General features: G+C 70.8%; 10 protein-coding genes. 6 read left to right on the top strand and 4 right to left on the bottom strand.

Annotation, left to right across the window (positions count from 1 at the left end):
- The first annotated feature begins 34 nt into the window (after positions 1 to 34).
- The gene (locus PQV94_RS02350; protein ID WP_274287200.1) at positions 35 to 1357 is read left to right on the top strand and encodes an ABC transporter substrate-binding protein; all 1323 of its coding nucleotides are present in this window, start codon (positions 35 to 37) and stop codon (positions 1355 to 1357) included.
- Positions 1358 to 1419: 62 nt separating this feature from the next.
- On the opposite strand, the gene PQV94_RS02345 is transcribed toward PQV94_RS02350, so the two are convergent.
- Positions 1420 to 2385 (bottom strand): LacI family DNA-binding transcriptional regulator, encoded by a 966-nt coding sequence (locus PQV94_RS02345; RefSeq protein ID WP_274287199.1) that lies wholly within the window; start codon positions 2383 to 2385, stop codon positions 1420 to 1422.
- A 53-nt stretch (positions 2386 to 2438) separates the two neighbouring features.
- On the opposite strand from PQV94_RS02345, the gene galT reads away from it, so the two are divergent.
- Genes galT through PQV94_RS02330 form a run of 3 tightly spaced genes read left to right on the top strand, consistent with a single transcriptional unit; the run spans position 2439 to position 7015 of the window.
- Complete coding sequence (galT, locus tag PQV94_RS02340) at positions 2439 to 3605, top strand: galactose-1-phosphate uridylyltransferase (RefSeq protein ID WP_274287198.1); 1167 nt, start codon at positions 2439 to 2441, stop codon at positions 3603 to 3605.
- Positions 3602 to 4789, top strand: coding sequence for a galactokinase (gene galK, locus PQV94_RS02335; RefSeq protein WP_274287197.1), 1188 nt, complete (start codon positions 3602 to 3604; stop codon positions 4787 to 4789). Before galT ends, galK begins: the two co-directional genes overlap by 4 nt.
- 36 nt (positions 4790 to 4825) lie before the next feature.
- Positions 4826 to 7015, top strand: a complete 2190-nt coding sequence (locus PQV94_RS02330; RefSeq protein WP_274287196.1) for an alpha-galactosidase — start codon at positions 4826 to 4828, stop codon at positions 7013 to 7015.
- 95 nt (positions 7016 to 7110) lie between these two features.
- Here the strand turns inward: PQV94_RS02330 and PQV94_RS02325 are convergent, their stop codons facing one another.
- Complete coding sequence (locus PQV94_RS02325; RefSeq protein WP_274287195.1) at positions 7111 to 9321, bottom strand: glycoside hydrolase family 3 C-terminal domain-containing protein; 2211 nt, start codon at positions 9319 to 9321, stop codon at positions 7111 to 7113.
- Between the two features lie 100 nt (positions 9322 to 9421).
- Between PQV94_RS02325 and PQV94_RS02320 the strand changes: the two genes are divergently transcribed.
- Both PQV94_RS02320 and PQV94_RS02315 read left to right on the top strand, forming a co-directional pair.
- Positions 9422 to 10018, top strand: coding sequence for a TetR/AcrR family transcriptional regulator (locus PQV94_RS02320; protein ID WP_274287194.1), 597 nt, complete (start codon positions 9422 to 9424; stop codon positions 10016 to 10018).
- Complete coding sequence (locus PQV94_RS02315) at positions 10015 to 11466, top strand: carboxylesterase/lipase family protein (RefSeq protein WP_274287193.1); 1452 nt, start codon at positions 10015 to 10017, stop codon at positions 11464 to 11466. The genes PQV94_RS02320 and PQV94_RS02315 overlap by 4 nt, the downstream gene beginning before the upstream one ends.
- Positions 11467 to 11570: 104 nt before the next feature.
- Here the strand turns inward: PQV94_RS02315 and PQV94_RS02310 are convergent, their stop codons facing one another.
- Both PQV94_RS02310 and PQV94_RS02305 read right to left on the bottom strand, forming a co-directional pair.
- Positions 11571 to 12437, bottom strand: coding sequence for a DNA-methyltransferase (locus PQV94_RS02310; RefSeq protein ID WP_274287192.1), 867 nt, complete (start codon positions 12435 to 12437; stop codon positions 11571 to 11573).
- Positions 12434 to 13483, bottom strand: a complete 1050-nt coding sequence (locus PQV94_RS02305) for a lipoate--protein ligase family protein (RefSeq protein WP_274287191.1) — start codon at positions 13481 to 13483, stop codon at positions 12434 to 12436. Before PQV94_RS02305 ends, PQV94_RS02310 begins: the two co-directional genes overlap by 4 nt.
- Between the last annotated feature and the right edge of the window lie 27 nt (positions 13484 to 13510).

Raw genomic sequence — 13510 nt, 5'->3', positions numbered from 1 at the left:
GCCCGAAGGACGCACCACCAAGAAAGGGATGGAAATGCAGCACCCCAGAAAGAAGGCGGTCGCAGCCCTCGCGCTGTCGGCGTTCCTGCTCGCCGGCTGTGCCGCGGGCGGCGACCAGGGCAGCGACGCCGCTGCAACCGACTGCGCACCGGCCGACGGTCAGGTCACGCTCGAGTTCACCTCGTGGATCCCCGGCATCGAGGATGTCGTGAAGATCTGGAACGACGAGAACCCCGACATCCAGGTCAAGGTGCAGACCGGCCCCAACGGCAACAGCGGCACCTACCAGAACTTCTTCAACCAGATCGCGGCCGGCAACGCCCCCGACCTCGGCCAGATCGAGTACGACGCGCTCCCCAACTTCCTCGTGCAGGACGGTGTCGAGAACATCGCGAACTGCGGCGACGTGAGCTCCGCCAAGGATCAGTTCGTGGGCTGGGCGTGGAGCCAGGTCGCCCTCGACGGCGGCGTCTACGGCATCCCGCAGGACATCGGTCCGATGGGGCTGTTCTACCGCTCCGACCTGTTCGCAGCCAACAACATCCCCGTGCCGACGACCTGGGACGAGTACAAGGAGGCCGCGAAGAAGATCCGCGCTCTCGGCGGCTACATCACCAACTTCTCGCAGTCCGACATCAACCAGTTCGCGGGCTTCGTCTGGCAGGCCGGCGGACAGTGGTTCGACAACGGCTCCGACGGGTGGAAGGTCTCGCTGACCGACGACGCCTCGACCAAGGTCGCCGACTACTGGCAGGACCTCATCTCCGAGGACCTCGTCAGCACGTACCCGGCTTGGACCGACGAGTGGAACAACGCCTACAACTCGAGCCAGGTCTGGACCTGGAACTCGGCCGTCTGGGGCGCCAACTCGATCTCCAGCGGCGCACCCGACACGTCCGGCAAGTGGTCGGTCGCGCAGATGCCGCAGTGGAAGGCCGGCGACGCCGTCTCCGGCAACTGGGGCGGTTCGTCGATCGCCGTGCTCAAGGGCAGCAAGCACCCGTACGAGGCGTCGAAGTTCGCCCTGTGGCTGAACACCTCTGACGAGGCGCTGACCGCGCTGAACAAGGCCGCCAACATCTACCCCGCGACCACCGAGGGCCTGAAGCTCCCGTCGCTGGCCGAGGGCGTCGATTTCTACGGCGGACAGAAGATCTACGACGTGTTCGCTCAGGCGGCCACCGAGGTCACCCCCGACTTCGTGTGGGGCCCGACGATGACGCAGACCTACGCCGACGTCTCCGACGGCTTCAAGGCTGCCGTCTCGGGTTCGGGAACGCTCGCCGACGCTCTGCAGAAGGGTCAGGACTCGACGATCAAGACACTCGAGTCGCAGTCCATCCCGGTCCAGAAGTAGCACCGACAGTGATGCCCCGGGATGCCGCCGCGTCCCGGGGCGTCACGCGTTTGCGGAACGCGTCAGGCGCTGTCGCGGACGACGAGTGTGGCACCGATCGAGTGCGCGGATGCGGCCTCGTCCGTCTCGATCATGCGCACGAGCACCTCGACGGCACGAGAGCCCAGCGCGTCGAAGTCCTGCCGCACTGTTGTCAACGGCGGACGGTATTCGCTCGCGTCCACGATGTCGTCGAAGCCCACGACCGCGACGTCCTCGGGAACACGTCGGCCCGCGTCGGCAAGGGCGCGCAGCAGACCGAGGGCCATCTGGTCGTTCGCGACGAAGACGGCGGACGCGGCGGCGAACGCCGTGCCGCGCTCGTAACCCGAGCGGGAGGTCCAGTCGCCGCGCTCCGGCTCGGGCTCATCGACGCCCGCTTCGGCGAGGGCCTCGCGCCAGCCGCGCTCGCGTTCGGACGCCGCGAAGGAGGTCACCGGACCCGCCAGGTGATGCACCGTGCGATGGCCGGCATCCAGCAGGTGCCGCGTCGCGAGCCTCGCGCCGCCCGCGTGATCGGTCTGCACGATCGTGAAGCGGTCGTCGGGTGGCGAGTCGACCACGACGAGACGGAGCCCCGCGGGCGGCTCGGCTCCGCGGGCGAGTCGCGTCGCCTCGTTCAGGACGACGGCTCCGTCGACCCCCTGATCGCGCAGCTGCGAGAAGGCCTCCGCGATGTCGCGGGTGCCTGCGACCGTGACGATCGCGAGCGCGTAGTCGCGTACGGCTGCGGCCTCCGCGATCGCCTGCAGCATGCGCGAGTTGCCGACCGAGGCGAGAGTGGACACGACGAGACCGATCGTGCGGGTCTGCCCGGTGCGCAGCGCACGTGCGGCGCGGTGCATCCGGTAGCCCAGCGCGCTCATCGCAGCCTCGACCCTGGCGCGCGTGGCCGGGTCGACGCGCGGGCTCTGATTCACCACACGCGACACGGTCTGGGCGGAGACGCCCGCATGCGCGGCGACATCCGCCATCGATACCCGAACCATCGCGCCCCCGTCGTCATGTTGACGATATCACGCCTGAAATGTAGCGTGTTATCGTGAACACACCTCAGCAGGATGTCGCACTCCTCGGTGCGGGCGTCGTGAAGCGACCCACGTGCCTCGCCGACGGCCGCGAGCTCATCTACTACGACGACCCCGACACGACCCTCCCGCCCGAGCGCAGCATCGACGCCCGCGAGCTGGCACCGCGTCCGGAAACCGCGACGATGCGTCTGGACGTGCTGACCGGCGACTGGATCTCCATCGCCGCCAACCGGCAGAACCGCGCGTTCCTGCCTCCGGCCGAGCTCGATCCGCTCGCCCCGCAGACGCCGACGAACCCTTCCGAGATCCCATCGCGCTACGACGTGGCTGTCTTCGAGAACAAGTCGCCCTCGTTCGGCCCGGCCCTCGCCGCGGCGACCGATGATGCCCCGGCGGCCGTCGACCCGCCGCGCAGCCTCGCCGACCTCGCCGAGTACGGACTCGGCCGCACCCGCACGTCCGTCGGACGCACCGAGGTGGTGTGCTTCAGCCCCGAGCACGCGGGCTCCTTCGGTACCCAGACCGTCACGCGCGCACGCACCGTGATCGAGGCCTGGGCGGATCGCACCGCAGCACTCTCGGCACTGCCCGGCATCCAGCAGGTCTTCCCGTTCGAGAACCGCGGGCAGGAGATCGGTGTGACCCTGCCGCATCCGCACGGGCAGATCTACGCGTACCCGTACGTCACCCCGCGCACACAGCGACTGCTGGCCGCGCTCGAGCGCACCGGCGACGACCTTTTCGACCGCATCCTCGAGATGGAGTCGCAGAGCGAGCGCGTGATCCTCACCGGCGAGCACTGGACCGCCTTCGTGCCGTTCGCCGCGCGGTGGCCTCTCGAGGTGCACCTCGTGCCGCACCGCCACGTCGCCGACTTCGCCGAGACGAACGACGCCGAGCGCGACGAACTCGCACCGCTGTACCTGCGGCTGCTGCGCGGCGTCGACGCGCTCTACGACACCCCGACGCCCTACATCGCGGCGTGGCACCAGGCTCCGGTCCACACCGGACGCGCGGGTGCTCGCCTGCACCTCGAACTGACCTCGCCGCGCCGCGCGGCCGACAAGCTGAAGTATCTCGCCGGAAGCGAGGCGGCGATGGGCGCCTGGATCGGCGACGTTCCGCCCGAGACCGCCGCCGCACGCCTGCGCGAGGCCGTAGAAGGAGTATCACTGTGACCCAGACGGATGCGGCCGCCGCCGCCCGCGACCTGTTCGTCGAGCTGACCGGCCGCGAGCCCCTCGGGCACTGGTCGGCCCCCGGACGGGTGAACCTGATCGGCGAGCACACCGACTACAACGACGGCTTCGTGCTGCCGTTCGCGATCGAGCACCGCACGCACGTGCAGCTGGGCCTGCGCGAGGACGGCCGCATCCGCGTCGTGTCGACGTTCGACCCGGTGCCGGTCGAGGTCGCGCTCGACCAGCTCGATGCGCTGTTCCCCGAGGGCCGCGACGACGTCCCCGAGTGGTCCACGTACCCGCTCGGCGTCGCGTGGGCGCTCCTGGCTGCTTCGGGGCGGGATGCGGCGAGCGTCACCGGCGTCGACATCGCGATCGCGTCCGACGTTCCGGTGGGGGCGGGGCTTTCGTCCTCCGCCGCGATCGAGGGCGCGACCGCATCCGCTCTCAATGACGTGTGGGAGCTGGGCCTGGACCGCGTCGCACTCGCGAAGGTCGGCCGCGTCGCGGAGAACGAGGCGGTGGGCGCGCCCACCGGCATCATGGATCAGATGGCCTCGATGCTCGGCGAGCGGGATGCGGCGATCTTCCTCGATTGCCGCACGCTGGACACCACGATCGTCGACCTCGGCTTCGCGGCCGCGGGTCTCGAGCTGCTGGTCATGGACACGAACGTGAAGCACTCGCACTCGACCGGCGGCTACCGCGAGCGCCGCGCGTCGTGCGAGCTCGGCGCGTCGATCATGGGCGTTCCGGCGCTTCGCGACGTGCGCGTCGAAGATCTCGCCGACGCAGAGGCGAAGACCGACGATGTCACCTTCCGGCGGATGCGGCACGTGGTGACCGAGGATCAGCGCGTGCTCGACACCGTCAGGACGCTCCGCGAACACGGCCCGCGCGCCATCGGCGAGCTGCTGCTCGCCTCGCACGCCTCCATGCGCGACGACTTCGAGATCTCGGTTCCCGAGCTCGACACCGCGGTGGAGGCCGCCATGGCCGCGGGGGCGATCGGCGCGCGTATGACCGGCGGCGGCTTCGGCGGCGCGGCCATCGCGCTCGTCGATGCGGACCGGACCGATACGGTGTCGGATGCGGTGCGCCGCGCGTTCGCCGATGCCGGGTTCACGGCCCCCACGATCTTCACCGTGACCCCGTCGGCCGGCGCGCACCGCGACGCCTGAGAGCGGCGACCACCCCACCCGCGCGAAGGAGCTGCGATGCACCGCGATGACAACGCCACGGCGCACCTGCGTGCGGCGGGGGTGAGCCTGCTGATCGAGCTCACCCAGCCGGTCCCCCGCATCCTGCACTGGGGAGCAGACCTGGGCGCGGACATCGGTCTCGACGACGGCATGCGTCTCACGGGCGCGGCCGCCGTCCTGAACAATGCTCCGGATGCGGCGCGCGCGTTCACGATCTGGCCGACCGAGCGCGACGGCTGGTCGGGCACCTCGGCACAGGAGGGCCACGCTGCCGGCGCGGCCACGACGCCTCGCCCGCGCCTCATCGACACGCACGTTTCGCACGCCGATGCGGGGGGCGGTCTGGTCCGCATCCTGATGCGCGATGAGGTGACGGGCCTCGACAGCGAGGCGGTGTACGCCCTCGATCGCTTCGGCGTGCTGAGCGTCGCCCTCTCCGTCACGCGTCCGGGCGACGAGGGCACCGACTCGCTCTACGACCTGGCGGCGCTACGCGCCCTCATGCCGGTTCCCGCGCGGGCGAGCGAGGTGCTGGACTTCTCCGGCAAGTGGGTGCGCGAGCGCGCTCCGCAGCGTGGGCTCCTCCGCGACGGCAGCCATGTGCGGCGTGCCAGGCGCGGCAAGCCGGGGCACGACTCACCGTTCCTGCTCGCACTGGGAACGCCCGGGTTCGGTTTCGGGCACGGCGAGCTCTGGAGCGCGCACCTCGCGTTCTCGGGCGATGCCGAGTACCTCGCGGAGCGGCTGCCGGAGAGCGCGGGAGCGCTGCGTTCGGTCATCGGCGTCGGCGAGTTCCTGCGCGCCGGCGAGATCCGTCTCGCCCCCGGCGAGCGCTATGACGCACCGCTCGCGATCTTCACCTGGTCGGATGCGGGCCTCGACGGCATCTCCGACCGCCTGCACCGGCGCCTGCGCGCGCGTGCCACGCATCCCTCCTCGCCCCGGCCGCTGACGCTCAACACCTGGGAGGCGGTCTACTTCGACCACGATCTGACGCGTCTGTCCGCGCTCGTCGCGCGCGCCGCCGAGGTCGGCGTCGAACGCCTCGTGCTCGACGACGGCTGGTTCCGCCACCGCCGATCCGACCGCGCCGGCCTCGGCGACTGGTACGTCGACGAGGGCGTCTGGCCCGACGGACTCGGCCCTCTGGTGGAACAGGTACGCGCCGCCGGCATGCAGTTCGGCCTCTGGTTCGAGCCGGAGATGATCAGCCCGGACTCGGACCTGGCGCGCAAGCATCCGGAGTGGATCCTCGCCCCCGCCGAGGGCCTGGGCGGCACATCGCGCCACCAGCAGGTTCTCGACATCGCCCGGCCCGAGGCGTGGGAGTACCTGCTGGAGCGCATCAGCTCACTGGTCGCGACGTACGACATCGACTACCTCAAGTGGGATCACAACCGCGACCTGCTCGAGGCCGTCGCGCACCGCGCCGACGGCGACCGCCCCGCGGTCCACGCGCAGACCCTCGCGCTGTATCGGCTGCTCGATGAGCTGCGGCGCCGGCATCCCGCGCTCGAGATCGAGACGTGCTCTGCCGGAGGCGGGCGCGTGGATCTCGGCATCCTGGAGCGCACCGACCGGGTCTGGGCATCGGACTGCAACGATCCCGTCGAGCGGTCGCAGATCGAACGCTGGACGCGCCTGATTGTTCCGCCCGAGCTGATCGGCTCGCACCTGGGCGACGCCGAAGCGCACACGACCTCACGCGTCACCGATCTGTCGTTCCGGTTCCTCACGGCGCTCACCGCGCACGCCGGGATCGAAGCGGACCTCACCCGCCAGGACGACGCACAGCTGGCAGCGACGCGCGCCTGGGCCGACCTCTATCGCGAACTGCGCCCTCTCGTGCACACCGGTCGCATCGTCAACGCGGACCTCATGGACGATGCGACGCAGCTCACCGGGATCGTCGCGCAGGACGGATCGCGCGCGCTCTTCACCTGGGCTCGGCTGGCGAGCTCCGCCGACGGTCAAGTCGGCCGCGTCCCGTTCCCCGGGCTCGATGCGTCAGCGCGGTACGGCATCCGCATCCGCACCGAGGTCGGGATGGCGAAGCGTCGCGACGTCGCGCCGCCGGAGTGGATCAGCCGCGCACTGGAGGAAGAGATCGTGCTGGCGGGCGCCGTCCTGGCGACCGCAGGCGTTCCGCTGCCAACGCTCGATCCGCAGCAGGCGATGCTCTTCGACGTGCGCCGCCTCGACTGACCCGGGCAGCGGTGGGGATGCGGTGAGCGGAGGACGCCTCGAGGGATGCACGCCCTCCGCTCACCGGATCCCCTCCGTTCACCGCATCCTGAACCTCAGGCGTTGCCGGCTGCGATCAGCTCGTCGACCTGCTGCTCGCTCACGGGCGCGTTCGGGAACGCCGCCAGGCGGCCGATCGGGAACGACGCCATCATTTTGATCATCCCCGCGTCGTCACCGAACATCGAGGTGATGGCCGGGCCGATGATCGCCGCCGTCGCGGGGTTGTCCAGCAGCTCGCCGATCGACGACTCGCGCGACAGCGGCGGACGCACCTCGTCGCCTGCCAGCTGCAGCGCGACGGACGAGCGGATGTCGCGGCTCGATGAGGCCACGTCGAAGACGTACTCGCCGGGCTCCACGACCCAGCCGTCGACCCGAATGTCCCAGTATGCGAGGTCGCTCCGACGCACAATCAGCTCGGCCGTGCGCGTCTCGCCCGGCTCCAGTGCGACCGACAGGAACGACTTCAGCTCCCGCGGCGCCCGCTGCACCGCCGAGCCTGGCAGCGAGGAGTAGACCTGCACGATCTCGCGGCCGGCGACGTCACCCGTGTTGGTGACGTCGACCCGAACGCGCACGTCGCCGGTCTCGGTGATCTCGGCCGCAGCATCCCCGTAGGAGAAGCTCGTGTAGGAGAGGCCGTGGCCGAACGGGAAGGCGACATCCTTCCCGCTCGCGTCGAACCCGCGGTAGCCGACGAGGAGACCCTCGCCGTAGCGCACGTGGCCGAACTCACCCGGGAAGCTGCCGTAGGAGGGGGTGTCCTCCAGGCGCAGCGGAATCGTCTCGGTGAGCTTGGCCGACGGGTTCACGTCGCCGAAGAGTACGTCGGCCGTGGCCGAGCCGCCGGCCTGTCCGAGCAGCCATCCCTCCAGGATCGCCGGCACGCGCTCGGCGAAGGGCAGCGCGACGACGCCGCCGTTGGAGAGCACGACGACCACGTTCGGATTCGCCTTCACGACCTCGTCGACGAGGGCGAGCTGCGCGGCCGGCAGATCGATGTGCGTGCGGTCGAAGCCCTCCGACTCCTCCGCGGCGGGAAGGCCCAGGAACAGCACGACACGTTCGGCGGATGCGGCCGCGGCGACCGCCTCGGTGCGCAGCGCGTCCGCATCCCCGCTGCCGTCGAAGGTGAAGCCGGCGGCGTAGGCGACCTCGCCGTCGGCCGCCTCGCGGATCGCGTCGAGGGCCGCATCCACCCGCGTCGGGTTGATCAGCGAGGAGCCCGCGCCCTGGAAGCGCGGCTCGACGGCGAACGCGCCGATGACGGCGATGCGCTGCGAGCGATCGAGCGGGAGGATGTCGCCGTCGTTCTTCAGCAGCACGATCGAGCGGCCCGCGGCCTCGCGGGCGAGGGCGTGGTGGGCGTCGACGTCCAGCGCGCCGGATGCGGCCGGTCGCGCAGCGGCCTTGCGCACGAGATCGAGCACGCGGCCGGCAGCGAGATCCACGGCGGCCTCGTCCAGCGAGCCGTCCTTCACTGCGGCGACGAGCTGTGCGTCGGTGCGGCCGCCGCTCGAGGGCATCTCGAGATCGAGCCCGGCGACGACACCGGCGACCCGATCGTTGACCGCGCCCCAGTCGGAGACGACGAGCCCTTCGAAGCCCCACTCGCCGCGGAGCACGGAGGTGAGCAGCCACGGATCCTCGGACGCGTAGACGCCGTTGATGCGGTTGTACGAGCACATGACCGTCCACGGCTGCGCATCTTCGACCACGCGCTGGAAGCCGCGCAGATAGATCTCGCGCAAGGGCCGGGGGTCGACGTCGCTCGAGACGCGCAGCCGGTCGGTCTCCTGGTTGTTCGCGGCGAAGTGCTTGAGCGATGCTCCCACACCCCGCGACTGGATGCCGCGCACGAGGCCCGCGCCCATGACGCCCGAGACGATCGGGTCCTCGGAGAAGTACTCGAAGTTGCGGCCGCAAAGCGGGGAGCGCTTGATGTTGACGCCGGGGCCGAGGATCACGGCGACGTTCTCCAGAGCTGACTCCGTGCCCAGGGCGACGCCCACCCGCTCGGCGAGCTCGGGGTCGAACGACGAGCCCAGACCCACGGCGGGCGGGAAGCACGTGGCGGGGACGCTCTGCGCGAGGCCGAGGTGGTCGCTCGCGGCCGACTGCTTGCGCAGTCCGTGGGGACCGTCGGTCATCATGATCGAGGGCACCCCGACCCGCTCGATCGGCTTGGTCGTCCAGAAATCGCGGCCGCTCGTGAGCGAGGCCTTCTCCTCGAGCGTCAGCTCGGCGGGGGACACATCCGTCATGGTGCTCCTTCGTGATCGCGGCGCTGCTCCGCGCCGACGCGAAAAGCTTATGTCGCTCGGTTTTCGTCGCACAAGCGGTTTCCGGCATATCCTCGGGAACATGACGCAACGGGGGTCCTACGCCAAGGGCGTCGCCCGGCGTGAGCAGATCCTCGAGGCGGCGCTCGCGGTGATCGCGCGCGAGGGCTACCGCGCCGCATCCGTCCGCGAGATCGCTGATGCCGTAGGGCTCAGCCAGGCGGGGCTGCTGCACTACTTCGACAGCAAGGAGCACCTGTTCGTCGAGATCCTCCGCAAGCGCGACGAGCTCGACCTGCGCGCCTACCACCCGGAGGGCGCCGAAGACCTGCCCGCGGCCTACGAGCGGATGATCGCGCACAACGCCCAGGTGCCCGGGCTCGTGCACCTGTTCGCGCGGATGTCGGTGGAGGCGAGCGATCCCGCACACCCGGCGCACGCGTACTTCGCCGAGCGCACGTCCGGATTCCTCGACGGCCTCCGCGGCTGGTTCCAGGAGGCAGCGGATGCCGGCCGGATGACGCCCGAGGTGTCGCCGGCCACCGCCAGCCGACTCGTGCAGGCCGCGTGGGACGGCGCGCAGCTGCAGTGGCTGCTGGATCCGTCGGTCGACATGGCCGCGATCGTCCGTGCGGCGTTTCAGAGCGCCCTGACCGGAAGGCAGATGCAACGGCGATGACCGATCCTCTCGTCACCGTCTCGACCGGCGCCCTTCGCGGCGTCCGCCGGCCGGGCTCCCTCGCCTTCCTCGGCATCCCCTTCGCGGCCGCCCCGGTCGGCGCGAACCGCTTCGCGGCGCCTCAGCCCGTGGCACCGTGGGACGGCGTGCGCGACGCGACCTCCTACGGCCCGACCCCGCAGCGCGGCGACACCGGCATCACCCTCATCCCCGAGCCGTCCGTGCCGGGCGAGGCGACGCTCAACGTGAACGTCTTCACCCCCGACACGGATGCGGCGGACGGCTTCCCCGTCCTCGTGTGGATTCACGGCGGCGGCTACATCTCCGGCTCGCCCGCGAGCCCCTGGTACGACGGTGACACGTTCGCCCGCCAGGGGATCGTCGTCGTGACCCTCTCGTACCGGCTCGGCTTCGACGGCTTCGGGGCGATCGAGGGCGCGGTGAGCAATCGCGGCGTGCGGGACTGGATGGCTGCCCTCGAGTGGGTGCAGCAGAACATCGCCGCGTTCGGCGGCGACCCCGCCCGGGTGACGATCGGCGGACAGTCCGCCGGCGGCGGGGCGGTGCTGACGCTGCTCGGGATGCCGGCGGCGCAGCACCTTTTCGCGGCAGCCTGGTCGATCTCCGGCGCCCTGGGAGATGTTCCGCTCGACGAGGCGCGCGCCCGCGCCGCCCGCCTGGCCGTCGCGGCCGGAGTGAGCGCCGATCTCGACGGTTTCGCCTCGGTTCCCGAGGAGAGGCTGCACGCCCTGCAGAGCACGATCGAGCTCGCCCCGCACCGCGGACGGCTCGCACCGCTGCGGGAGATGATCGCCGAGCGCGCGTGGGGCCCCGCCGTCGACGGCGAGCTGCTCCGCACCGACACCCCGACCTCGATCGCCTCGGGCGTCGGCGCCGACAAGCCGCTGCTGATCGGCTCCACGGCCGACGAGTTCACGATGGTGACCGACTCCTTCGCCCCGAAGCTCCGCCTCGTCCCGGCCTGGCTGGCACTTGCGATCCTGGGGCTCGACCGCCGCCGGCGGCGCGCCTACCTGCGGGACAACCCCGGCCCGCGCGCGAAGGGGACCGCCGCCGTGCTCGGGCGCTATGTGACCGACCGCGTCTTCGGCGCGCTCGTGCCGCGCGTGGCGGATGCCCGCCGGTCGGCTGCCCCGACGTGGGCGTACCGGTTCACGTGGCCCTCGCCGACGATCGGCTGGGCCTGCCACTGCCTCGACGTGCCGTTCTGGTTCGGGCGGCTCGAGGCGGACGGCGTGGCCCGGATCGCGGGAGCCAACCCGCCCGCATCCCTCGCCGAACGGATGCACGCGACGGCGGTGGCCTTCATCCGCGAGCATCGGGCGCCCTGGACGCCGTGGCGCGAGGCCCCCGGCATCACGCAGGTCTTCGACGTCGACTCCCCCGTCGTCGAAGACGGCTACGCCGGCACGGCCGCGCTGCTCTGACGCTCCCCTTCTTTTCCCGCGAGAATGCATCTCGAGCACGAGATCACGGTGTTTACCCGTGATCTCGTGGCGCGGATGCAGTCTCGCGGGTCCCGAGCGCGGGCTCAGGCCTCGCGGGACAGGGGTGGGATGAGGACGGCGCGCGGCATCCGCTGACGCATGACGGCGACCGCATCCGCGTTGTCATCCACGAGCACCGCATGCCGGCCGAGGGGAGCGGCGACCGCGCCGGTCGTGCCGCTGCCCGCGAAGAGGTCGAGCACGGCATCGCCGGGACGGCTCGATGCCTGCACGATCCGACGCAGGACGCCCTCGGGCTTCTGCGTCGGGTACCCGGTCTTCTCGCTGCCGGAGGTCGGCACGATCGTGTGCCACCACACGTCGGTGGGCAGCTTGCCGCGCGCCGCTTTCTCCGCCGTGACGAGCCCCGGCGCCATGTACGGCTCGCGGTCCACCGCGTCGGCGTCGAAGAAGTACCGGGCCGGGTCCTTCACGTACACGAGGATCGTCTCGTGCTTCGTCGGCCACCGGCGGCGGCTCTTGGCGCCGTAGTCGTAGGCCCACACGATCTCGTTCAAGAACCGCTCGCGACCGAAGAGGGCGTCGAGCATGACCTTCGCGTAGTGCACCTCGCGGTAGTCGAGATGCAGGTACAACGTGCCGTCGTCGGCGAGCAGACGCCAGGCCTCGAGCAACCGGGGCTCGAGGAACCCCCAGTAGTCGTCGAACCGGTCGTCGTACGCGCGCAGGTCGCCCCGAAGGCGCGCGTACTCCTGCCCGCGGAAGCCAGGACGCGAGACCGCATCCGGGGTGGACGCGGTCGCCGTCTCGATCGCGCGGATGCGGGAGCGCCCCGTGTTGAACGGCGGATCGAGGTAGACGAGCGTGAAGGCTCCGGAGGGGAGCTCCTTCGCGATGGCCAGGTTGTCGCCGTGGTGGATGGCGACGGTTCCGCGGGTGGGTTCGGTCACGGCACGCGCTGCAGCCACGCATCCGTCGCGAACTTGCTCTGAACGAGCGCCTCCGCTTCGGCGTATTCCTCTTCGGTGATATGCCCGGTGGTCGCGCCGTACATGGTGGAGAAGGTGCTGATGAACCGTTCGATGATCTGCTCTCGCGGCAGCCCCGTCTGGCGCCGCAGCGGGTCGACGCGCTTCGCGGCTGACACCGTGCCCTTGTCGCTCAGCTTCTCGCGGCCGATGCGCAGCACCTCGGTCATGACCTCGCCATCGAGGTCATAGCTCAGGGTCGCGTGGTGCAGCACGCCGCCGTTGGCGAGGCGCTTCTGCGCGGCACCGCCGATCTTGCCCTGCGGGGAGGAGATGTCGTTGAGCGGCTGGTACGTGGCCTCCACCCCGAGCGAGCGCAGCGCCTGCAGCGCCCAGTCGTCGAGGAACGCGTACGAGTCGGCGAACGTCATGCCGGCCACGAGGGATGCCGGCACGTACAGCGAGTACGTGATGATCGCGTTGGCGCCCATCATCATCGCGCCGCCGCCCGAGATCCGGCGCACGACGTCGTAGCCGTGGCGCGCCGCACCCTCCGGGTCGACCTCGTTGCGCAGCGACTGGAACGAGCCGATGACCACGGCGGACTCGTTCCACTCCCAGAGCCGGAGCGTGGGGTTGCGGCGACCGTCGCCGACGCGGGCGGTGAGCACCTCGTCGAGCGCGAGGTTCATCCGCGGCGAGACGGGCGCGTCGTGCACGACCTCCCAGGAGAAGTCCTTCCATCCGGGAGCGGTGACCAGCGCCCGTCGAACGACCGTGCCGACCGCCTCGGGCGAGAAGCCGAGCAGCTGCGCGCCGTCCGGAAGCGCCTGGCGCACCGCGGCGGCGATCGCGGCCGCATCCGTCTCGACCGAGAGTCCCTCGATCGCCCGGTTGATGTCGATCAGCGCCTCGTCCGGCTCGAGGAAGAAGTCGCCGGCGAGGTGCACGTCGGCGATGCGCCCCTCCCGCACCTCGAGATCGACGACAACGAGCTTGCCCCCGGGGACCTTGTACTCACCGTGCATGCTCTCAGCCTAGGTCGCCCGCTCCCC

Source organism: Microbacterium sp. Clip185 (assembly GCF_028743715.1).
In the GTDB taxonomy this organism is placed as follows: domain Bacteria; phylum Actinomycetota; class Actinomycetes; order Actinomycetales; family Microbacteriaceae; genus Microbacterium.
Note: the sequence above shows the minus strand (reverse complement) of the source record. Positions and strands in the feature narration are given on the sequence as shown.